At 69.7% G+C, this 17,470-nt stretch carries 21 protein-coding genes; 7 read left to right on the plus strand and 14 right to left on the minus strand.

Features of this window, described 5'->3' with window-relative positions; translation table 11 throughout:
* Positions 1–51: 51 nt before the first annotated feature.
* The gene (locus JMJ55_RS04755) at positions 52–792 is read right to left on the minus strand and encodes an SGNH/GDSL hydrolase family protein (protein ID WP_202824375.1); all 741 of its coding nucleotides are present in this window, start codon (positions 790–792) and stop codon (positions 52–54) included.
* A gap of 2 nt (positions 793–794) precedes the next feature.
* Entirely contained in the window at positions 795–1,394 is a 600-nt protein-coding gene (locus tag JMJ55_RS04760; RefSeq protein ID WP_202824376.1) for a hypothetical protein, read from the minus strand.
* Between the two features lie 176 nt (positions 1,395–1,570).
* Here JMJ55_RS04760 and JMJ55_RS04765 point away from each other — a divergent pair, with 176 nt between their 5' ends.
* Positions 1,571–2,122, plus strand: a complete 552-nt coding sequence (locus tag JMJ55_RS04765; RefSeq protein ID WP_236033430.1) for a hypothetical protein — start codon at positions 1,571–1,573, stop codon at positions 2,120–2,122.
* 40 nt (positions 2,123–2,162) lie between these two features.
* On the opposite strand, the gene JMJ55_RS04770 is transcribed toward JMJ55_RS04765, so the two are convergent.
* The 7 genes from JMJ55_RS04770 to JMJ55_RS04800 form a co-directional block, all read right to left on the minus strand.
* Positions 2,163–2,387: a hypothetical protein gene (locus tag JMJ55_RS04770; protein ID WP_236033431.1), complete on the minus strand. Its 225-nt coding sequence runs from the start codon at positions 2,385–2,387 to the stop codon at positions 2,163–2,165.
* Between the two features lie 121 nt (positions 2,388–2,508).
* Positions 2,509–4,032 carry a hypothetical protein gene (locus tag JMJ55_RS04775; RefSeq protein ID WP_202824378.1) on the minus strand — a complete coding sequence of 508 codons (1,524 nt, stop codon included), beginning with the start codon at positions 4,030–4,032 and terminating at the stop codon, positions 2,509–2,511.
* A 212-nt stretch (positions 4,033–4,244) separates the two neighbouring features.
* On the minus strand, positions 4,245–4,391 hold the full coding sequence (locus JMJ55_RS04780; protein ID WP_202824379.1) for a hypothetical protein: 147 nt from the start codon (positions 4,389–4,391) through the stop codon (positions 4,245–4,247).
* A gap of 144 nt (positions 4,392–4,535) precedes the next feature.
* On the minus strand, positions 4,536–5,402 hold the full coding sequence (locus JMJ55_RS04785) for a Bug family tripartite tricarboxylate transporter substrate binding protein (RefSeq protein WP_328702586.1): 867 nt from the start codon (positions 5,400–5,402) through the stop codon (positions 4,536–4,538).
* Between the two features lie 249 nt (positions 5,403–5,651).
* Positions 5,652–7,325 (minus strand): GMC family oxidoreductase, encoded by a 1,674-nt coding sequence (locus JMJ55_RS04790; RefSeq protein ID WP_202824381.1) that lies wholly within the window; start codon positions 7,323–7,325, stop codon positions 5,652–5,654.
* Positions 7,322–8,410, minus strand: coding sequence for a mandelate racemase/muconate lactonizing enzyme family protein (locus tag JMJ55_RS04795; protein ID WP_202824382.1), 1,089 nt, complete (start codon positions 8,408–8,410; stop codon positions 7,322–7,324). The genes JMJ55_RS04790 and JMJ55_RS04795 overlap by 4 nt, the downstream gene beginning before the upstream one ends.
* Before the next feature lie 13 nt (positions 8,411–8,423).
* Positions 8,424–8,720 carry a hypothetical protein gene (locus JMJ55_RS04800; protein ID WP_202824383.1) on the minus strand — a complete coding sequence of 99 codons (297 nt, stop codon included), beginning with the start codon at positions 8,718–8,720 and terminating at the stop codon, positions 8,424–8,426.
* Between the two features lie 253 nt (positions 8,721–8,973).
* On the opposite strand from JMJ55_RS04800, the gene JMJ55_RS04805 reads away from it, so the two are divergent.
* On the plus strand, positions 8,974–9,465 hold the full coding sequence (locus JMJ55_RS04805; RefSeq protein WP_202824384.1) for an FCD domain-containing protein: 492 nt from the start codon (positions 8,974–8,976) through the stop codon (positions 9,463–9,465).
* Here JMJ55_RS04805 and JMJ55_RS04810 read toward each other — a convergent pair.
* The gene (locus tag JMJ55_RS04810) at positions 9,462–9,734 is read right to left on the minus strand and encodes a hypothetical protein (protein WP_202824385.1); all 273 of its coding nucleotides are present in this window, start codon (positions 9,732–9,734) and stop codon (positions 9,462–9,464) included. The two genes, JMJ55_RS04805 and JMJ55_RS04810, sit on opposite strands and share 4 nt — an antisense overlap.
* Before the next feature lie 211 nt (positions 9,735–9,945).
* Between JMJ55_RS04810 and JMJ55_RS04815 the strand changes: the two genes are divergently transcribed.
* Both JMJ55_RS04815 and JMJ55_RS04820 read left to right on the plus strand, forming a co-directional pair.
* Positions 9,946–10,149, plus strand: coding sequence for a hypothetical protein (locus JMJ55_RS04815; protein WP_202824386.1), 204 nt, complete (start codon positions 9,946–9,948; stop codon positions 10,147–10,149).
* Between the two features lie 67 nt (positions 10,150–10,216).
* Positions 10,217–10,606 (plus strand): DUF4112 domain-containing protein, encoded by a 390-nt coding sequence (locus JMJ55_RS04820; protein WP_236033432.1) that lies wholly within the window; start codon positions 10,217–10,219, stop codon positions 10,604–10,606.
* Here JMJ55_RS04820 and JMJ55_RS04825 read toward each other — a convergent pair.
* From JMJ55_RS04825 to JMJ55_RS04835, 3 genes are all read right to left on the minus strand, one after another.
* Positions 10,603–11,757, minus strand: a complete 1,155-nt coding sequence (locus JMJ55_RS04825) for an NADH:flavin oxidoreductase/NADH oxidase (protein WP_202824387.1) — start codon at positions 11,755–11,757, stop codon at positions 10,603–10,605. The genes JMJ55_RS04820 and JMJ55_RS04825 overlap by 4 nt on opposite strands.
* 84 nt (positions 11,758–11,841) lie before the next feature.
* Positions 11,842–12,828: a Bug family tripartite tricarboxylate transporter substrate binding protein gene (locus tag JMJ55_RS04830; RefSeq protein ID WP_202824388.1), complete on the minus strand. Its 987-nt coding sequence runs from the start codon at positions 12,826–12,828 to the stop codon at positions 11,842–11,844.
* A gap of 111 nt (positions 12,829–12,939) precedes the next feature.
* Positions 12,940–13,908 (minus strand): Bug family tripartite tricarboxylate transporter substrate binding protein, encoded by a 969-nt coding sequence (locus tag JMJ55_RS04835; RefSeq protein WP_202824389.1) that lies wholly within the window; start codon positions 13,906–13,908, stop codon positions 12,940–12,942.
* Positions 13,909–14,001: 93 nt separating this feature from the next.
* Between JMJ55_RS04835 and JMJ55_RS04840 the strand changes: the two genes are divergently transcribed.
* Together JMJ55_RS04840 and JMJ55_RS04845 are read left to right on the plus strand one after the other, a co-directional pair.
* Positions 14,002–15,045 (plus strand): TauD/TfdA family dioxygenase, encoded by a 1,044-nt coding sequence (locus JMJ55_RS04840; RefSeq protein WP_202824390.1) that lies wholly within the window; start codon positions 14,002–14,004, stop codon positions 15,043–15,045.
* Between the two features lie 62 nt (positions 15,046–15,107).
* Entirely contained in the window at positions 15,108–16,115 is a 1,008-nt protein-coding gene (locus tag JMJ55_RS04845; protein WP_202824391.1) for a Bug family tripartite tricarboxylate transporter substrate binding protein, read from the plus strand.
* Between the two features lie 9 nt (positions 16,116–16,124).
* On the opposite strand, the gene JMJ55_RS04850 is transcribed toward JMJ55_RS04845, so the two are convergent.
* Positions 16,125–17,006, minus strand: coding sequence for an LLM class F420-dependent oxidoreductase (locus JMJ55_RS04850; protein WP_202824392.1), 882 nt, complete (start codon positions 17,004–17,006; stop codon positions 16,125–16,127).
* A 171-nt stretch (positions 17,007–17,177) separates the two neighbouring features.
* On the opposite strand from JMJ55_RS04850, the gene JMJ55_RS04855 reads away from it, so the two are divergent.
* Positions 17,178–17,468, plus strand: coding sequence for a hypothetical protein (locus JMJ55_RS04855; RefSeq protein WP_202824393.1), 291 nt, complete (start codon positions 17,178–17,180; stop codon positions 17,466–17,468).
* Positions 17,469–17,470 lie beyond the last annotated feature (2 nt).

A 17,470-nucleotide genomic window follows, 5' to 3' on the forward strand; every position in this document is an offset into this window, starting at 1 on the left:
GTTGAAGCGCAGAATGCGGCGATCACCACGTCCGTCCAACCTGTTTTCGAGTCATCCGGCACTGCCCCCATAGACGACGGAGCGGTGCGGCCGCGGCTCGGGCTCCTGAGCGAAGCGGGCAATGGCCGCCGCGATCTTGGCCCCGCCCTGCACCGAGGGCTCGATCGCATTGGCGAAATCCGCATCCTCGTTACAGACCAGGCGGAGGTCGATCAGCGGCAGGCCGCGCTGAAAGGCCTCCCGCCCGATCACATCGTTGAACAGGGTCAACCCGGCCACCGCCAGGCGTCGCCGCTGCGGGTCGGGGAAGCGCGGGTCATAGACGGTGCAGAGCGCCATCGGGATCCTTCGCGCCAGCACCCGATCGAGCATGGCCCGGTATTCCTGGCGGAACCGGTCCGCCATGCTGGCCAGCTGCGCCAGGCCTTCGCCCACTGTCCGTGCCGGATTGGCCAGCACGCCTTCCTGCCGCCCGGCATCATTGCCGCCGACGCTGATGACGAGATGGGTGGCGCCGGCCGGGATACTGGCCAACTGGCGCGGGACGTCGGCGGTCACGCTGCCGCCCACCGCCGCCAGAGTGGCCCGCCACCCTGCGGGCAGCCGGCTGCGCAGATGCCCGACCACATCCGGCCCACCGGCTACATAGGGCTTGTTGTCGAAGATGGAGTCGCCCAGCAGGACGACATGCCCCGCGGCGCCCGCCCGGGCCTGCGCGCCGCCGCCGGCGACTGCGGTGAGGCTGACACCGAGCGCGACCCGGCGCGGGGTAGGGGAGGCCGGCGCTGCCATTCTCAGGCCCCGGCCGTGTCGCCGGGCACAGCCTGGCCCGCCGCGTTCATCGCCATCAGCCCGGTCGCCAGCCTGGTAAGGCACCGCGCCGCCCGCAGGCGCACCGCGGCCTGGCCATCCACCCCATCGGGCAAGGTGCAGCCGGCCAGGGTGATGGCCGTGCCGAGGATGCGTGCCTCGAGCGCCGCGGTCATCGTCTCGGGCGCCGCATCGCGGCCCAAATGCTGGTCGATCTCCTCTCCGGCCCGGTCGATCTCGGCCTCGACCTGTGCATCATGGGCCTTGATGCCGAGAATCTCGGCCGGGGGATCCGGCTCCTCATCCGCCAGGATCGCCAGCAGCCCCATGGCGGCGATCAGGGTCTGGATCGGCCCACCATCGCCGCCGCGGGAGGCGAAGGCCCCGAAGGCAACGGCGAGCGCCGCCTCGCCGAGCACTTCCCGGGCCTCGTCATCCATGGCGGCGATGGCGGGGGAGGCTGCTTCGATGGAAGCATCCCCCGGCGTGGCATCCTCGCCCTGGAGACTGGGGATGCCGCCTTCCGCAAAGGCCCGGCTGAGGGTGGCAAGGGCGTCGAAGAGGCGCTGTTCCGAGATGGCCATGATGTCCTCGCGGCGGAGATGATCGAAAGGGAACCTACGGGACTTGCCCCGGTTGCGAACCGGAGCGGCGGCTTCGAGGGGAGGGGCTGGTCTGGCCGCGCCCGCGTCCCATCACGCTCGCGCAAACATGGCATCCCGGGCAAAGGCCAGCCGTTAAGGAGGGTATGGCAGTTTGGATGTCTGACCGGCGTGCAGGCCGGAAGCCACTATCGGGGATGCGGCCGTGGCGGCGCCTTGCGCTGGCATCGGCGCTGCTTCTGCTGCCGGGCTGCGAAACAATGGCCCGGATGGATTATCTCGACCAGTTTTTCGACCCCGAAGCCTATGCCGCGCGGCATTCCAGGTCAGCAGAGCCTGCCAACCCCAGGCGGGAACAACTTCAGGTTGCGTTGCCGCAACCTCCGGTGACCGCTGCCCGGGCTTCGCCGCCCGCCGCCACCGAAGCTCCAGCACCGTCCGTGCCGGAGCGGGATGATGGCCAATGGGTCCGCGGCACCGTGCGGCAGAACCCCTGGCTTGCGATGGATTGGGAACGGTTGACGCCGGCGCAACAGCTTCGCGTCGAGCGCCAGTTGCGAGGCTCGGGCGCACCACGTGAGGCTGCCGCCGCCTGGGATACCATGGGCTTGAATGAGCGTACGCGCCTCGCCTTCGGCTCGCCCTCTCCGTCGCAGCCCGGCGAGGCCCCGTCGATGCAGGATGCCTCCTTCCTCGCACGCCGACCCTAGCGAATGCCTGCCAGGGTCGGCGTGCTGTGAGGATCGTGCCTCAGTAGCGCCTCGGCGCCGTCAATGCGCCACCGGCCGCGCCCACGCCGCCGCCGATCAGCGCACCCGTGCCGACACTGCCGCCGGTCAACGCGCCCACGCCGGCGCCGGCGCCGGCACCCAGCAATCCGCCCGACACGGCCCGGCCGCCCGGACTCGTGCCGCATGCCGCCAAACCGAGCGAAACCGTCATTGCCAGCAGAATCGTCTTGATGTTGGAATGCAAGGTCGCTTCTCCCTTGTTGGTGCGTATAAAACGTACCAAGAGGAGAAAGGCTGGGACGTCGCGCCTTCACAACTCCGCTTTCTTTCGGATGCGGAGAGTCTGCCGTCGCGCTGGCGATCGGTCACACGCCACCCTGGGGCCAGCAGCGTGCCAGGGCATCCGTCTGCGTATGGCGGAAGTTCGGTGGGGCGAGCCAGGTCTGCAGCGAGCGATCCGGCCAGGTCACAACGTAATGCGACCAGTCGGTGGATCCGGTGAAGACGGATTGCCGTGCGGCCTCGGGCAGGGAGCAGTCCCGGCTGGCCGGCCAAGCGACGTGGGTGACGATCAGGCTCCCCTCCATCGCCGAACCAGCCGCAGCGAGGGCCGCGCAGGCGACCAAGCCCACACGGCCGAGCGGTTGCAAGCGGCCATTCACCGGGGCCAGCAGCCCCGCAATGGCGGCGACGGCCAGCACGACTAACGGTGCGATGCCGCCACGCATTGTCATCTCATTCCCGGGTCCAAACACGTAGCCGGGCAGCAGGCATAACAAGACGAGAGAGGCCGTCAGCAGTTTGCCGCGGACCAGCAGCAGCGCACAGGCTGCCCAGGACAGCACTTCGATCGCCAGGAACAGCAGCCAACGCCCGGCCGCCCAAGCCTCCGGATGCTCCCAGAGCAAGGGATGGTGCGGGATCGCGGTCGAGCCGGCCGTGAGGTAGAGGCAGAGTGGGATGGCGACCACGACAGCCAGAAGGTTGGGGGGCGCGAAAGCCGCACGCAGCGCCGCCCCGACGCCGCCCCGGAGCAGGGCAACCATGGTCAAGGCTGCCGCGCCTGCGGCGGAAAGCGGGCTCCAGAAGACGCCCGCCGCCAGCGGCAGGGCTGCGGCGCGTGCGAAGCGCGCTTCAGAGCCATGCCGCAGCAGAAGGAGCGCTGCGAGCCAGGCTGGCAACGCGTGATTGGGCGCCCAGAGCAGGAGCGTGACATGGCCGGAATACTGGAACAGCCGCGCCCACCAGTCCCCGCCACGACCCCAGCTCGCCCATGGGCCGACGCCCGCCCGCCAGTCGAGCCAGATATTCGGCAGGATATCGAGGCCGCCGAAAGAGATGAACAGTGCCCCTGCCACCGCGAAGGCTACCCAGCCTCGCCTCGCCGGGACCATCGCGCTGGTGAGGCAGGCCAGCAGCGCCAGCGTCAATCCCAGCCCCAAGCCGGTCCAGGCCCATAAGGCCGCCTGCGCCGCGCCGAAGCCCAGGACATGGCCGATCAGGGCAGCGGGCATGTAGTAGCCGAGCGGCGCACGCAGCAGCCATGTCTGCTCGCCGACCGTATAGGCGACCGGCCCGGGCTGGATCGTGAGATCGAGCAGTACCGCGTCCCGGATCTGCCAATCCGCGGCGCTATAGAGAAGATGGTGCGTCCCCGTGGCCCCCACCGCCCAGAGCAGGCCCAGCGCAAGGCAGGCTGCTGTCATGCCGCGCCCGACGGGCCAAGGGCCATACCAGCCAGGCGTCAGCGCCATCGCAGCCAGCGCAATCAGGACCACCGGCAGCGCCGCCCAGACAGCGAGCCAGGTGGCAAGGAAGAGCAGCACCGGCACCATCAGATAGGCCATGACCAGGATCGTCAGGCGATCCGGCGGCGCATGTCCCAGCACCGCATCGAGATCAACCCTGCCTGTCCCCTTTGCCGAAAATTCCCGAGAGGCAATCCCAGGCGGCCGGCATTCTCGCATATTCCATGATCTCGCCTATTGGCAGTACGATATGTGGCGGCTCCCCAAGCGCAGTCGGCGTGGCGACGAACGGCGCGGGGTGTGAATGGCGGCCAAGGACAGGGGCGGCTTTCTCGACCGACATCCCGTACAAATCAATGCATGTCGGTCAGGCTGCGCCATACAAGCCGGGCCAGCCACAGAATGCCGCCCCAGAGTGGAAGCGACAGAAGGACCGCGAGCAGAGCCGCGAAGCCGAACCCCAAAGGAGGCCGCTCACCGTTGTCGCGCTCGTCCGGCATGGTGGCTCCGCGCAGCCTGTGGCACTGCTGCCATAAGCCCCTGGGGCGTGGAAGTTGCCTTTGTTGGCCTGCTAATTCTCGGTTTGCACAATGGTGCTGAGCGGGACCGTACAGAGCGAGATGGCGGGCAGAGCTCCGGCTCTGCTACTCGGGCTGAATGCCCGCCGCGCGCAGGATGGCCGTGTAGCGTTCTGCCCCTTCGCGCACCAAATTCATCACCTGCTCGGGCGTCTCGAAACCTGCACGCGGCGCGACGCCGGCCAGTTCGATGAGCTTCTCGGCACTCTGCTGGATCGCACCCCGGAAGGCGGTGCCTAGCGCAGCTACGACGGGTGCCGGGGTGCCGGTAGGGGCGAGGATGGGGAAGAACTCCTCATGGATCAGCCCCGGCAGACCGGCTTCGGTTGCGCTCGGCACATTCGGCAAGGCCGCGGTGCGTTGCTCCGCCATGACCGCGAGCGCGCGCAGCCCCCCGCCGCGCACCTGCCCGATCGCGGAGGCCATGGTTGGGGTGCCGACCTCCGCTTCGCCGGAGACGAGTGCGGCAACGCTCGGGCCGCCGCCGCGGTAATGCACCACTTCGACCTCAACCTTGAAGGTGCTGCGGAACAATTCCCCGCCCAGATGTACGCCGCTGCCCTTGCCGGCCGTGGCGAGATTGTAGCGACCCGGATTGGCCCGCAACAAGGCGACGAGCTTCTGCGCCGTATCCGCCGGCAGCTGTGGATTGACGACGACGACATAGGGGGAGAAGCCGGCAACCGCCACGCCGACGAAATCCTCAACCGTCTGATACGGCACGCGCGCGACGATCGCGGGTATCGTCGAATGCGAGCTGTTGATGAGCAGCGTGTATCCATCCGGCGCCGCATGCGCGACATATTCGGCGCCGATCACGCCACCGGCGCCGGCGCGGTTCTCCACGACGATCGGCTGGCCGAGCGCCTGGCCCGCCGCATCCGCGATGATCCGTCCGACGATGTCGTTGGAGCCGCCGGGGGCAAAGGGCACGACCAAGCGGATGGGCCGATCGGGCCGCCAGCCTGGGGCGGTCTGGGCATGGGCGAGCGATGGCGCCAGAAGGGCAGCGAGGCCAAGCCTGCGGCGGCTGATGGGCATGCGAGACGTCTCCCCGACTTCGGCTCCGCGACGTCCGGAGAGAACGGCGCGTGCCCTTATTATGCCCCGACCATAGCGCGATCCCGGGCCGGTGCCAGGGGAGGTATCCTATTCGTCAGCCGGAGAGGGTCTCGACGCAGATCAGGGGGCCGTCACCGCAAACCGGTCTGCCGGTCCCCCAGACGCCCCCCGACGCTCGGCATCTTGCAAGACGAATTCGGCACAGCGACTTCCCAGCATCATGGCGGGGGCATTGGTGTTGCCCGCATTGATATCCGGCATCGCCGAAAGGTCGCAGACGCGCAGATTGCCGAGCCCCCGCACCCGAAGGCGTGAGTCGAGCACCGCGAGTGGGTCGGCCGCCGAACCCATCCGGCAGGTTCCGGCCGGGTGGTAGTTGGTTTTCACGAAGCGCCGGCAATGCCGCATGATCGCTTCGTCATCCAGCCTGGCAGGATCGGGGATGGCGATGGAGGCGATGCGCTCCGCCATTGGGCTGGTCTGGAAGGCGCGGAGGAAGAAGCGCTGCCCCTCGATCATCGCCCGCGCATCCTCGGGGTGCTGAAGCAGGTTCGGCGAGACAAGCGGCATGGCATCCGGATCGGCCGAGCGCAGTCGCACATGGCCGCGCGACTTCGGCTTCACCACGACGGTCGTGACGGTGACGCCGTAGCTGTCCTTCACCAGCGTCAGCGTGTCGCGGTCGAGATAGACGATGGGCACGCAGAAGGCCTGGATCGTCGGCTCGTCATCGCGGTCGATCGGGTTGACGAAGGCGCCGGCTTCGACCCCGGCAGAGAGGATCGGCCCCGTGCCGAGCAGCTTGAACTGCAGCCCGTTCAGCAGCATCCGCCAGCCGACGCCCTGCCGGAAGTAGCCATGCTTTCCATTGGCCATGGCGATGATCGGGACTTCCGGATGGTCGATCAGGTTCTCGCCAATGCCGGGATGATCGATCAGGCAGTCGATGCCCATCTCCTGCAGCTGCGCGGCGGGACCGATGCCTGAGAGCATGAGGAGCTGCGGCGTGACGAGGGAGCCAGCGGCGAGGACGATCTCGCCATCGGCCGCGGCACGGTGCTCGCGGCCCTTCGCATCCTGCCAGACAACACCGACGGCGCGACCACGCTCGATGACGACACGGCGGACGCGTGCCTGCAGGCGGAGGGTGAGGTTCGGGTTGCCCTCCAGCGGGGCGAGGAAGGCATAGGCGGCGCTGCTGCGCCGGCCGCGGCGGTTCATGAACTGGTAGAAGCCGACGCCGCGCTGGACCGGGCCATTGAAGTCGTGGTTATAGGGCTCGCCCAGCGCCTGCACCGACTGGATGAACCAGCGCGAAACCTCGTTGATATGACCGGGATCGGAGACGAGAAGCGGGCCGTCGCTGCCATGCAGCTCGTTATGCAGCCGGTCATTGCCCTCCATGCCGCGAAAATGCGGCAGAACATCCGTCCAGCGCCAGCCGGGATAGTCGTTGTCGCCGCGCAGCGCCTCGTGCCAGGCGTCATAGTCGGAGGGGCGGCCGCGCATATAGACCTGCGCATTCACGGAAGACCCGCCACCCAGCACATTCGCTTGCGGAATGTCGTGCACACGCCCGTCCAGATGCTCCTGCGGCACCGTCCGATGGTAGCGCATGAACTTGCTGCCGTTGATCATCTTGAAGATGCCCGGCGGCATGTCGAGCAGCGGATGGCGATGGGAATGGCCAGCTTCCAGCAGCAGCACGCGGGCGCCGCCCGCGACCAGCCGCGCCGCGGCAACGCAGCCGGATGAGCCGCCGCCGATGACGATATGGTCGTAACGCTCCATCATGCCTTGAGCCGCGCCAGGCTCTCCCAGTCGAAGGCGATGCCATGGCCGGGCCGGTTGGGCGCAATGGCGAAGCCCTCCTCGATCCTCAGCGGCTCGGCGATATAGCGTTCGAGGCCGAAGCCATGCGCCTCCAGATAGCTGCGGTTCGGGCAGGCGGCGAGGAGATGCACCGTCACGTCATGCGCGCCATGCGAGGTGACGGGCAGGTTGAAGGCCTCGGCCAAATGCGCGATCTTCATGAAGGGTGTGACGCCGCCGCAATTGGTCACGTCCGGCTCCGGGTAGCTCACGGCATCCGTGGCGATGTATTGCTTGAAATCCCAGAGCGTGCGGAGGTTCTCGCCGGCGGCCACGGGCAGGCCGCCCTCGCGCAGGATGCGGGCATGGCCGGCCGGATCGTCGGGGATGGTCGGCTCCTCGATCCAGGTCAGGTCGTGCGGGGCCAGGGCGCGGGCGGCGCGGATCGCCTCATCGACCGTCCATTTCATATTGGCGTCGGCCATCAGCGGGAAACCCTCGCCGAGATGGGCGCGCATGGCGGCGACGCGGGCGACATCCTCGGCGAGGCGTTTGCGGCCGACCTTCATCTTGATGGCGCGGAAACCCTTGGCGAGGTTGCCGTCCGTCTGCTTCAGCAGCGCATCCAGTGGCAGGTCCAGATCGATGCCGCCGGCATAGGCGGGTACCTTCGGATCGTAGCCGCCGAGCAGGTTCCAGAGCGGAAGACGGGCACGGCGTGCCTTCAAGTCCCACAACGCCATATCCACGGCCGAGAGAGCGAGGATGGTTGGGCCGCCGCGGCCGCCATAATGCAGCGCCCACCAGGCCTTGTGCCAGAGGCGCTCGATACCGTCGGGGTCCTCGCCGGTGATGATCTCCGGGAATTCGCGCGACAGCACGGCATCGACGGCGGCGCCATTGCGGCCGACCGTGTAGGTGTAGCCGGTGCCCTCGGCGCCATCGGCATCGCGGATGCGGACGGTGTTCAGCTCAAAGGCGCGCATCTCGCCATGCATGCTGTCGGTCAGAGCCTCCGGCAGGGGAATGCGGTAGAAGCCGGTCTCGATCGAGGCGATGCGGGGCATGATGTGGGCTCCTTCAGCGGGCGGGCGCGGTGCGGGTAGCCAGCAGCCGCGCCTGCAACAGGACGACGACAAGCAGGAACAGCCCGCGGATCACCGATTGCCAATAGACGGAAAGGCTGATCGTGCCGCGCCCATTCTCGAAGTTGAGGATGTTGAAGATGAGGCCGAGCAGCAGCACGCCCGCCAGCGTGCCGCCGACGACCGTCGCGGCAATGGCGAAGAGCTCCTGCGCCTCAAAGCGCATGCTCTCGGTCTGGGAGAAGCCGACGCGGTAATGCAGCTTGCGATCCAGCGGCGGCAGGCAGGGCAAGGAGGGTCCCGCGCGGGATGCTCATTCCGGTCGGTCCTCCTGATCCGGCGCTGGCTTGGGCCGGTCGCCTGCCTCGCCTGCGGCGATGGCGCTTGGCCGGGCGTTTGGTCCGACCAGACGGGAGTCTGGCGCGGCGCACACGTCCGCGTCACCGCGCAATATCGCGATGCCGCTACCGCTTGGTCCGCCCGAATTTGATGCTGTTTGGCACCGAATGCCTTGGCCGTGCCCCTGTTTCTCCGGAAGCTGGGCCATGGACCACCTGCAGGAGCCCCGTCGCCGCACCTCTCCGCGCCTGGCCGATACGGTCTCGGCCGAACTCGCGCGCCTCATCGCCACCGGCGGCTTACCTTCCGGCGTTCGCCTGCCGACCGAACGTGAGCTGATGCGGCGCTTCGGCGTCAGCCGCTCCGCTGTGCGGGCGGCGATCGGCGATCCCGAGCGCTTCTACGCCACCGATGCCGCCTTCCACGCCTTGCTCTATCGCCTGCCACGCAATCCGATCTTCCCGGAAGTGCACCGCGCCTATGTCGAATGGCTGCAGGACCATTGGCGATGCATGCCGCGCGGGGCGGAATACGACCGGCTGAACCATGCGGCGCATGCCGAGATCCTGGCCGCGATCATTGCCCGGGATCCCGATGCGGCGGAGGCGGCATTGCGGCGCCACCTGACGACCGCATGGGAATTGCTCCGGGCCGCGCTGCCCCCCGCCTTGCCGGCGGAGGGCAGCCGGACCCGCTAGCGCCAGCCGTAATGGTGAGGCCGCGGATGGTGCCAGGAGCGATGCGGCGGAGGCGGCGGCGCATAGCGGTGCCAGTGATGCCGCGGCGGCGGCGCATAATGCGGCTGATGATAGCCGCGATGATCATAGCCGCGCTGATAGTGGACCGGGATGGCCGATTGGGCGAGACCGGCTGGCGCCTGCGCAGGGAAAGGCGCTGCGGCGGCGTCCTGGGTGCCGGCCGAGAGCAGCCCAAGGCCCAGAGCGGCTGCGACGAGAAGGCTACGCATGGTGTCCTCCTTTGGAAGTCCGAGGAGGCATAGTGGCTCCCGCGGCAAGGCCGGATCAGGGCTGGATTGCCGCCATCCCAAGGCAGACTGTAACGGCCTGTATGGCACCCCGAGGCGCATCGCAGGCCGGTGCTGTGGATAGCGGGGACAAGCCGGCCCGCCCCGCCTTTGGCGGTGTTGTCGTGTTCATGGTGTGTTCTAGGCTGCGGGCATGCCCGACGATTCCCTGCCTGCCCGTCCCGCACAGTTCGACCATTTCGAGCCGAAGGCGCTGCGAACCTCGCCAGATGAGCGGCAACTCGTCGAGGATTGCGTGGCGCGCGCGCTGGCGGCGCATCCGGCCTGGCCCTGGCCGCTGATCGAGGAAGAGGGCCGACGACGCGCCGAGGAAGTCCTCGCGGCCTCGCGCCGATGATGTGGTGCGCCGCCACCATTGGCCGCGCGCGGCGTTCCTTCGGTGGTATGTCCTTGAGGAGAGCAGGATGAGGAGCCTCGCGGTCGCAGATGTCAGGGAGGCCGGAGGCCGCCGCGAGCAGGAGACCTATGCGCGGCTGGAGATGATCGCACGCCTGCTCGACACCAAATGGCACATCCCGGGAACCGGAATCCGCTTCGGGGCGGATGCGCTGCTGAGCCTGCTGCCCGCTGTCGGACCGGTGGCTTCCACGGCCGTCTCGGCCTATCTGATCTGGGAGGCACGCCGGCTCGGCGTCTCCACCGGCCTGCTGATCCGCATGCTCGGCAATCTTGGTCTGGATGCGCTCATCAGCGCGGTGCCCGTGGCGGGCTCGATCGGCGATGTCTTCTTCCGCGCCAATCTCCGCAACATGGCCCTGCTGAGGCGGCACCTGGAGCGGCGCGGCAGGCCCTAGCCGGCTCCGTCCTGGCGGGAAGCCGCCGCGGGCGGCCAGCCGAGCGAGCCTTCCGGGCCCGGCCGGTTGCGCAGCCACCAGGACCAGTCCTCCGGCAGCAGGGACAGCGGATCCGGATGGCCAAGCTCCCGCGCGGCCCAGACCGGCCAATGAGGATTGGACAGGGCGGGCCGCCCCAGGAAGACGAGGTCGATCTGCTCCTCGCGGATCACCCGATCGGCGACCGCAGGAATGCCGAGATTCCAGCTCACGCCCACCGGGATGCCGACCTCGCGCCGCACGCGATGCGCCCGCTCGACCATGAAGGCCACCTCGCCGAAGGGCAGGTCCCTCACCGCATCCGTATTCATCCCGAGGCTGAGATCGGCGAGATCGAGGCCGTGTTCCTTCATGGCGCCGACTGCCCAGACCGCATCGTCGAACTGCACGCCCGCCTCGTTGAAGTCGTCGGAGCCGAGCCGCATGGTCAGCGGCAGCCGTTCCGGCCAGACCGCCCGCACCGCATCCAGCGCCTCGCGGTGGAAGCGCAGCCGGTTCTCGAGGCTGCCGCCGTATTCGTCGGTGCGCTGGTTGGCGAGCGGGGAGAAGAAGCTGGCGCCGAGATAGCCATGGGCGAAATGCATCTCCAGCCACTCGAACCCGGCCGCGAGGGCCCGCCGGGCGGCCTCGGCATAGGACCGGTGCAGGTCGTGGATCTCGTCCGCGGTCAGCGCGTGGACCGGGTAGGTGTAGCGCCCGCCATAGGGGATGGCCGAGGGCGCGCGGACCTGCCAGCCATCCGGATGGTCGGGCGGCAGCTGCGTCTTGCCATGCCAGGGCTTCTTCTCGCTGCCCTTCCGGCCGGTATGGCCGAGCTGGATGGCGGGGACGGCGCCCATGTCGCGGATGATCGCCGTGACGCGGGCGAGGCCTTCGATCTGCGCATCATCCCAGATGCCGGCGCAGCTCGTGCCGGTGCGGCCATCCGGCGTGATGGCGATCTGCTCGGGGAAGACGAGGCCGAAGCCACCCGCTGCGCGGGACCCCATCAGCATCACATGGAAGTCGCCCATGCGGCCCTCGACCGAGCGGTACATGGTCATGGGCGACATGGCGATGCGGTTGCGCAGCGTCACGCCCTTGAGAGTGAAGGGGCTGAAAAGATTCGGCATCGGACAATAGGCCCGTGAGGATTAATGCCGAAGCATAGGGGACCCTGACCCCGCGGCAATCTCCTCGTCGCGGCCTCGGGCCCGTTATTCCGCCTTGATCCCCATGCTCTGCGCGATCTCCCGCCAGGTGGCGACCTCCGCGCGGATGCGCGCGGCGAATGCCTGCGGTCCCGTGAAATCCGGCACCGCGGCCTGGGTGGCAAGCTTCGTCCGGGTCTCGGCACTGCCGGTGACGGCCTCCAGGTCACGCGCCATGTGCGAGACGAGGGGGCCCGGCGTTCCGGCCGGGGCCATGATGCCGAACCACAGGCCGGAATCCGGCACGGGATGGCCCAGCTCCGCCATGGTCGGCACCTCCGGCAGTTCCGGGGCGCGCTTCGGCCCGAGAACGGCGAGGGGCCGGATCTGCCCTGCCTGGTAGGGGCCCACCGCGCCCGCCATCCCATGCGCCAGCAACGGCACCCGGCCGCCGATCACGTCCTGCAGCAAGGGCGCGGTGCCGCGATAGGGCACATGGCTGAGCGAGATGCCGAGCGCCCGGCACAGCGTCTCTCCGCCGAAATGCCCGGTGCCGCCGACACCGGTGGAGCCATAGGCGAGCGCGCCTGGCTGGGCGCGGGCCGCGGCCGCTACCGCGCCCAGGTCCCGCCAGGGCTGGTCCGCGGCGCACCAGAACAGGTTGGGCGCGGTGCAGAAGGTGCCGATCGGCGCGAAGCCATCCGGCAGGGCATAGGGCAGGTTGGGATGGACCGCCGCGTTCAGCACGACGGCATTGGAGGCGAAGAACAGGGTCAGCCCATCTGGCGCGGCGCGCGCCACCACCTCCGCCGCAACCGAGGAGGAGGCACCGGCGCGGTTCTCGACCACGACGGTCTGCCCCCAGGCCGACTGGAGGCCGGCGGCGGCAAGGCGGCCGATGAAATCCGTCGGCCCGCCGGGCGGGTAGCCGATCAGCAGCCGCACCGGACGGTCGGGCCAGGGGGCCTGAGCCTGAGCCCGGCCGAGGGTGGCGGTGAGCAGGCCCGGCAGGGCCAGCATCGCGCGGCGCGTCGCCGCGGCGGTGGTGTTCATGTCCGTTTCTCTCCCAGCCCCCGCGGGCGCGGGAAGGCGCGCTGCGGGGGACCGGGACGGTAGCGCGGGACGCGTGGGCCGCGACAGCCGGGCCTGCGTGACCCCGGCGGGCTATTCGATGCGGATGCCCTGGGCGCGGATGATCTCGCCCCAGCGGGCGCGCTCCTCCGTCACCCGCCGCGCGAAGACACCGGGATCGTTGGGCAGGTAGATGAGGCCCTGATCGGCGAGGAAGCGCTGCGTCTCCGAGGTCAGCGCGACGCGGACATATTCGTCGTGCAGCCGTTCGATGATCGGCGCCGGCGTCCCGGTCGGCGCGATCACCGCATACCAGGTCGAGACATCGATATCCGGGTAGCCGGATTCCATCAGAGTCGGCACGTCCGGAAGCTGCGGCGCCCGCACGGGCGTGGTGACGGCCAGGGGGCGCACCGCGCCGGCGCGGATCTGCGGCAGCATCAGGGGCAGCGTGTCGAACATCGCCTGGATGTCGCCGCGCATCATCGCCGGCAGGCTCTCATTCGTGCCGCGGAAGGGCACGTGCTCCATGGCGATGCCGTCGCGCCGCTTGAACATCTCGAAGATCAGGTGCTGCGCGGTGCCGACGCCGACGCTCGCGTAATTGGCGCGGTCGGGCCGCGAGCGGGCCCAGGCGATGAATTCGGCCACGGTGTGGGCCGGAACCTCGTTCGCCACCACCAGCACCAGGGGCGAGGCGGCGAACATCACGATCGGGATCAGGTCCTTCCCGGCATCGTAGGGGATATCGCGGAACAGGTGCGGGAAGATGGTCAGCGGGCCGAGATTGCCCATGCCGATGGTGTAGCCGTCGGGGACGGCACGCGCGACCTCCGCCACGCCGATGCGGCCCCCGGCGCCGGAGCGGAAATCATTGACGATGGGCTGGCCCAAGGCCCGCGAGACCGGGTCGTTGAAGGCGCGCGCCACAAGGTCGTTCAGTCCGCCCGGCGGCCAGGGAACGACGAAGCGGACGGGGCGGTCCGGCCAGGCCCGCTGCGCCAGGGCAGGCGTGGCGAGCGGCAGGGCGAGGGAGGCGGCGAGAAGGTTGCGGCGCAGCATGGGCGGACTGTGCCCCGGAACCCGAACGAAAGCCAGACCACCCACCGCGACAAGTCCCGCCGCCGGGTGTAGCCTCGCCTCAGGAGATCGCCCATGACAGCCCAGACCCTTTCCCCCATCGGCGGCCGCGCCGCCTGGACCGGCGCCGAGCTGGCGCGCGACCCAAGCTGGATCCTGGCGCTACCCCCGGCCGCCCTCGACGAGATCGATGCGGCGCTGGCCGGGCTGGAGGGGCGCGTGCCGCCCGCCTTCGATGCCCGCCACTTCCCCCTGCCGGAGACCGCGGCCTTCCTGGCCGGGGTGGCGCGCGAGCTGGAAGGGGGGCGCGGCCTGGTGCGCCTCACCGGCCTCGACCCGGCGCGCTGGAATGCGGCGGATCTCAAGCGGGTCTTCTGGGGACTGATGTGCCATCTCGGCACCCCCCTGCCGCAGAACACCACCGGCGAGATCCTGGCCGAGGTGAAGGACGAGACCGGCTCGGGCCAAGCGGTGGCGAGCGGCACGGCACGGGCGCGCAGCCGTTCCACCGGGCCGCTGCGCTTCCACACCGACAAATGCGATCTGCTCTGCCTGCTCTGCGCCTCGAACGGCATCGATGGGGGCGTGTCGCGCATCGTCTCGACGGTTGCGATCCATGACGCGCTGGCGGAGCGCCGCCCCGACCTGCTGGAGGTGCTCTACGGCGATTTCTGGCGCGCGCGCCCGGCCGATGAGGAGGGCGAGGGCATGGCCTCCAGGCCCTTCCCGATGCCAATCTTCGCGCGCGGGCCGGATGGCAGCTTCACCAGCCAGTACAGCCGCACCTATGTGGAACTCGCGCAGGGCCAGCCCGGCGTGCCGCCGCTGACGCCGAAGCAGGTCGAAGCGATGGATGCGCTGGCGGCGCTGGCCGATGAGCTCTGCGTCGAGATGCCCTTCGAGCCGGGGCAGATCCAGCTGATGAACCAGCACGTCACCTATCACGGTCGCACCGCCTATGCGGATGGTGCGGGCGGCAAGCGGAACCTGCTGCGCATCTGGCTGGCGAGCCCGCTCAGCCGCGCGCTGCCGGCGGGCCATGCCGGTCAGTGGGGCGATGTGCGGGCCGGTGCGCTGCGCGGCGGCGCGATGCCGGGCCGGAGCGCGCTGGCCGCCTGAGGGGCCGGAATGGTTGACTGCCACCAGGCGCGCATAGATGCGCCGGCATGGGGAGAGAATGCATGGCCCGCAGGGCTCCATCTGCCCGGATTCCGCGCCGGGAGGTCCTCGCGCTCGGGGCCGGCCTGACGCTGCCGGCTCTCGCGCGCGCCCAGTCCGGCCGCTTCCCGGACCGGCCGATCCGCCTGGTCGTGCCATTTGGCGCCGGGGGCAATCTCGATACCCTGGCCCGGCTGCTGACGCCGGGCATGGCGGAGCGGCTGGGCCAGCCGGTGGTGATCGAGAACCGCGCCGGCGCCGGCGGCAATCTCGGCACCGAACTGGTCGCGCGGGCGCAGCCGGATGGCTATAGCCTGCTACTCGGCTCCAATGGCGGGCTGACCATCAACCCCCTCATCATGGAGCGGGTGCCCTATGACCCGGCGCGGGACCTGCTGCCGGTCGCGCTCTGCTTCCGCACGCCGAATGTGCTGGTGGCGAGCCGCAAGCTGCCGGTCGCGACGCTGGCCGAGTTCATCGCCTATGCGAAGGCCAAGCCCGGGCAGGTGCAATGCGGCTCGGCCGGCAGCGGCACCTCCAACCACTTGATGATCGAGTTGCTGAACGCCGCGACCGGCATCGGCCTGGTCCATGTCCCTTACCGCGCGAGCGGCGCGGCGACGCCCGATCTGCTGAGTGGCGTCTTGCCGGCCTCGATGGAGCAGATCACCATCGCCCTGCCGCTGCACCGCGACGGCCAGCTCCGCATCATCGGCATAGGCCTGCCCGAGCGATCGCCCCTGCTGCCCGAGGTGCCGACTTTCGCCGAGGTGGGCGTGCCGGATGGCGGCCTCGTCTCCTTCATCGGCATCCTCGTGCCGACCGGCACGCCCGAGCGCGTTATTGGACAGCTGCGCGACGCCATCGCCGGGGCACTGGCGGATCCCGCGCTGCGGGCCCGGGTGGAGGAGACCGGCAGCCTGGTTGCGGGGGCGGAGGCCGCGACCCCGGCGGGCTTCGGCGCGCTGCTGCGGCGCGAGGCGGACCTGTCCCGCCGCGCCGCCGCCGCGGCCGGCATGCTGGTGCGCTGACCCCGGGCGTCAGGCCGCGAAGGCGCGGATCACCCTCTCCCCGAAGCGGGGCAGGCTCTCCTCCAGATCCGGCAGGAAGGCGCCGACGGGCAACACGATGCGGCCGATGCCCCGGCGGCGCCGTTCCTCGACCGCCGCGCAGGCGTCCTGGCCGGAGCCGGGCAGGGCGCCCGGGCAGCCGGTGAGGATCTCGATCGCAGCCGGGTCGCGCCCTGCGGCCTCGGCACTGCGGCGCACGACATCGAGCAAGGGCATGGTATCGACCTGCGCCCCGATCGAGGGGAAGAAGCCATCGCCCAGCCGCCCGGCCCGCCGTGCCGCCGCCTCGGAATGCCCGCCGATGATGATCGGCACGGCCCGCGCCACCGGCTTCGGATCGCAGCTCACGCCCTCGAAGCCCACATAGCGGCCGCTGAAGCTCGCCCCATCCGCACGCCAGAGGGCGCGCATGGCGGCGACATACTCATCGGCGCGGCGCCCGCGCTCGGCAAAGGGCACGCCGAGGGCGTCGAACTCCTCCCGCAGCCAGCCGACGCCGATCCCGAGCTCGATCCGCCCCCCGCTCATATGGTCGAGCGTCGCTACCTGCTTCGCCAGCACCAGCGGATTGCGCAGCGGCAGGATGATGACGCCGCTCATGAGGCGCAGCCGCGTCGTCGCCGCGGCGGCAAAGGCCATCCAGATCAGCGGGTCCGGCATGGCGGTGAACTGGGTGCTCGGCAGCCGCCCGCCGGCGTCATAGGGGTAGGTGCTCTCATAGGTATCCGGCAGCACCACATGGTCGACGGCGAAGACGGAATCGAAGCCGGCCGCTTCGGCCAGCCGCGCCAGCCGGGCGGCACCGGTGCCATCGGGGAAGGTGTTGTTGCCGAAATGCAGGGCGAATTTCATCTGGCCGTCCCCCTGGCGGCAGGATGCTGGCCCGGCCGCTCCATGTTGCAGGCAGCATGGCAGTGCGGCGCGCACCGCGTCCAGCAGGGCGCGATGCGGCCCCGGCGAACCGATCAGGGCGCAAATTGTTCAGAGGGCGAACGGAGTTGCTGCCGGCCCGGAGGGAAAGCCTTGAACCAGCTCATCGCGGAGGCCATCGAGCAGCGACTCCTCCTGAAGCTCACCTATTCCGCCGGCAACCGCATCGTCGAGCCGCATGTCTATGGCCAGGACGGCGAGGGCCAGGAGCTGCTGCGCTGCTACCAGATCGCCGGCGAGAGCAGCTCGCGGGAGCGTGCGGGCTGGAAGCTGCTCCGGGTGCAGGATGCGACCGCGGTTGAGATCCTCGATGTGCGCTTCCTGCCCCGCGCCGGCTACAACCCGGACGACCCGATCATCCGCGAGCCCCGCCTGCGCGTCTAGCG

The sequence above is a fragment of the Belnapia mucosa genome (assembly GCF_016775475.1).
GTDB lineage: Bacteria > Pseudomonadota > Alphaproteobacteria > Acetobacterales > Acetobacteraceae > Belnapia > Belnapia mucosa.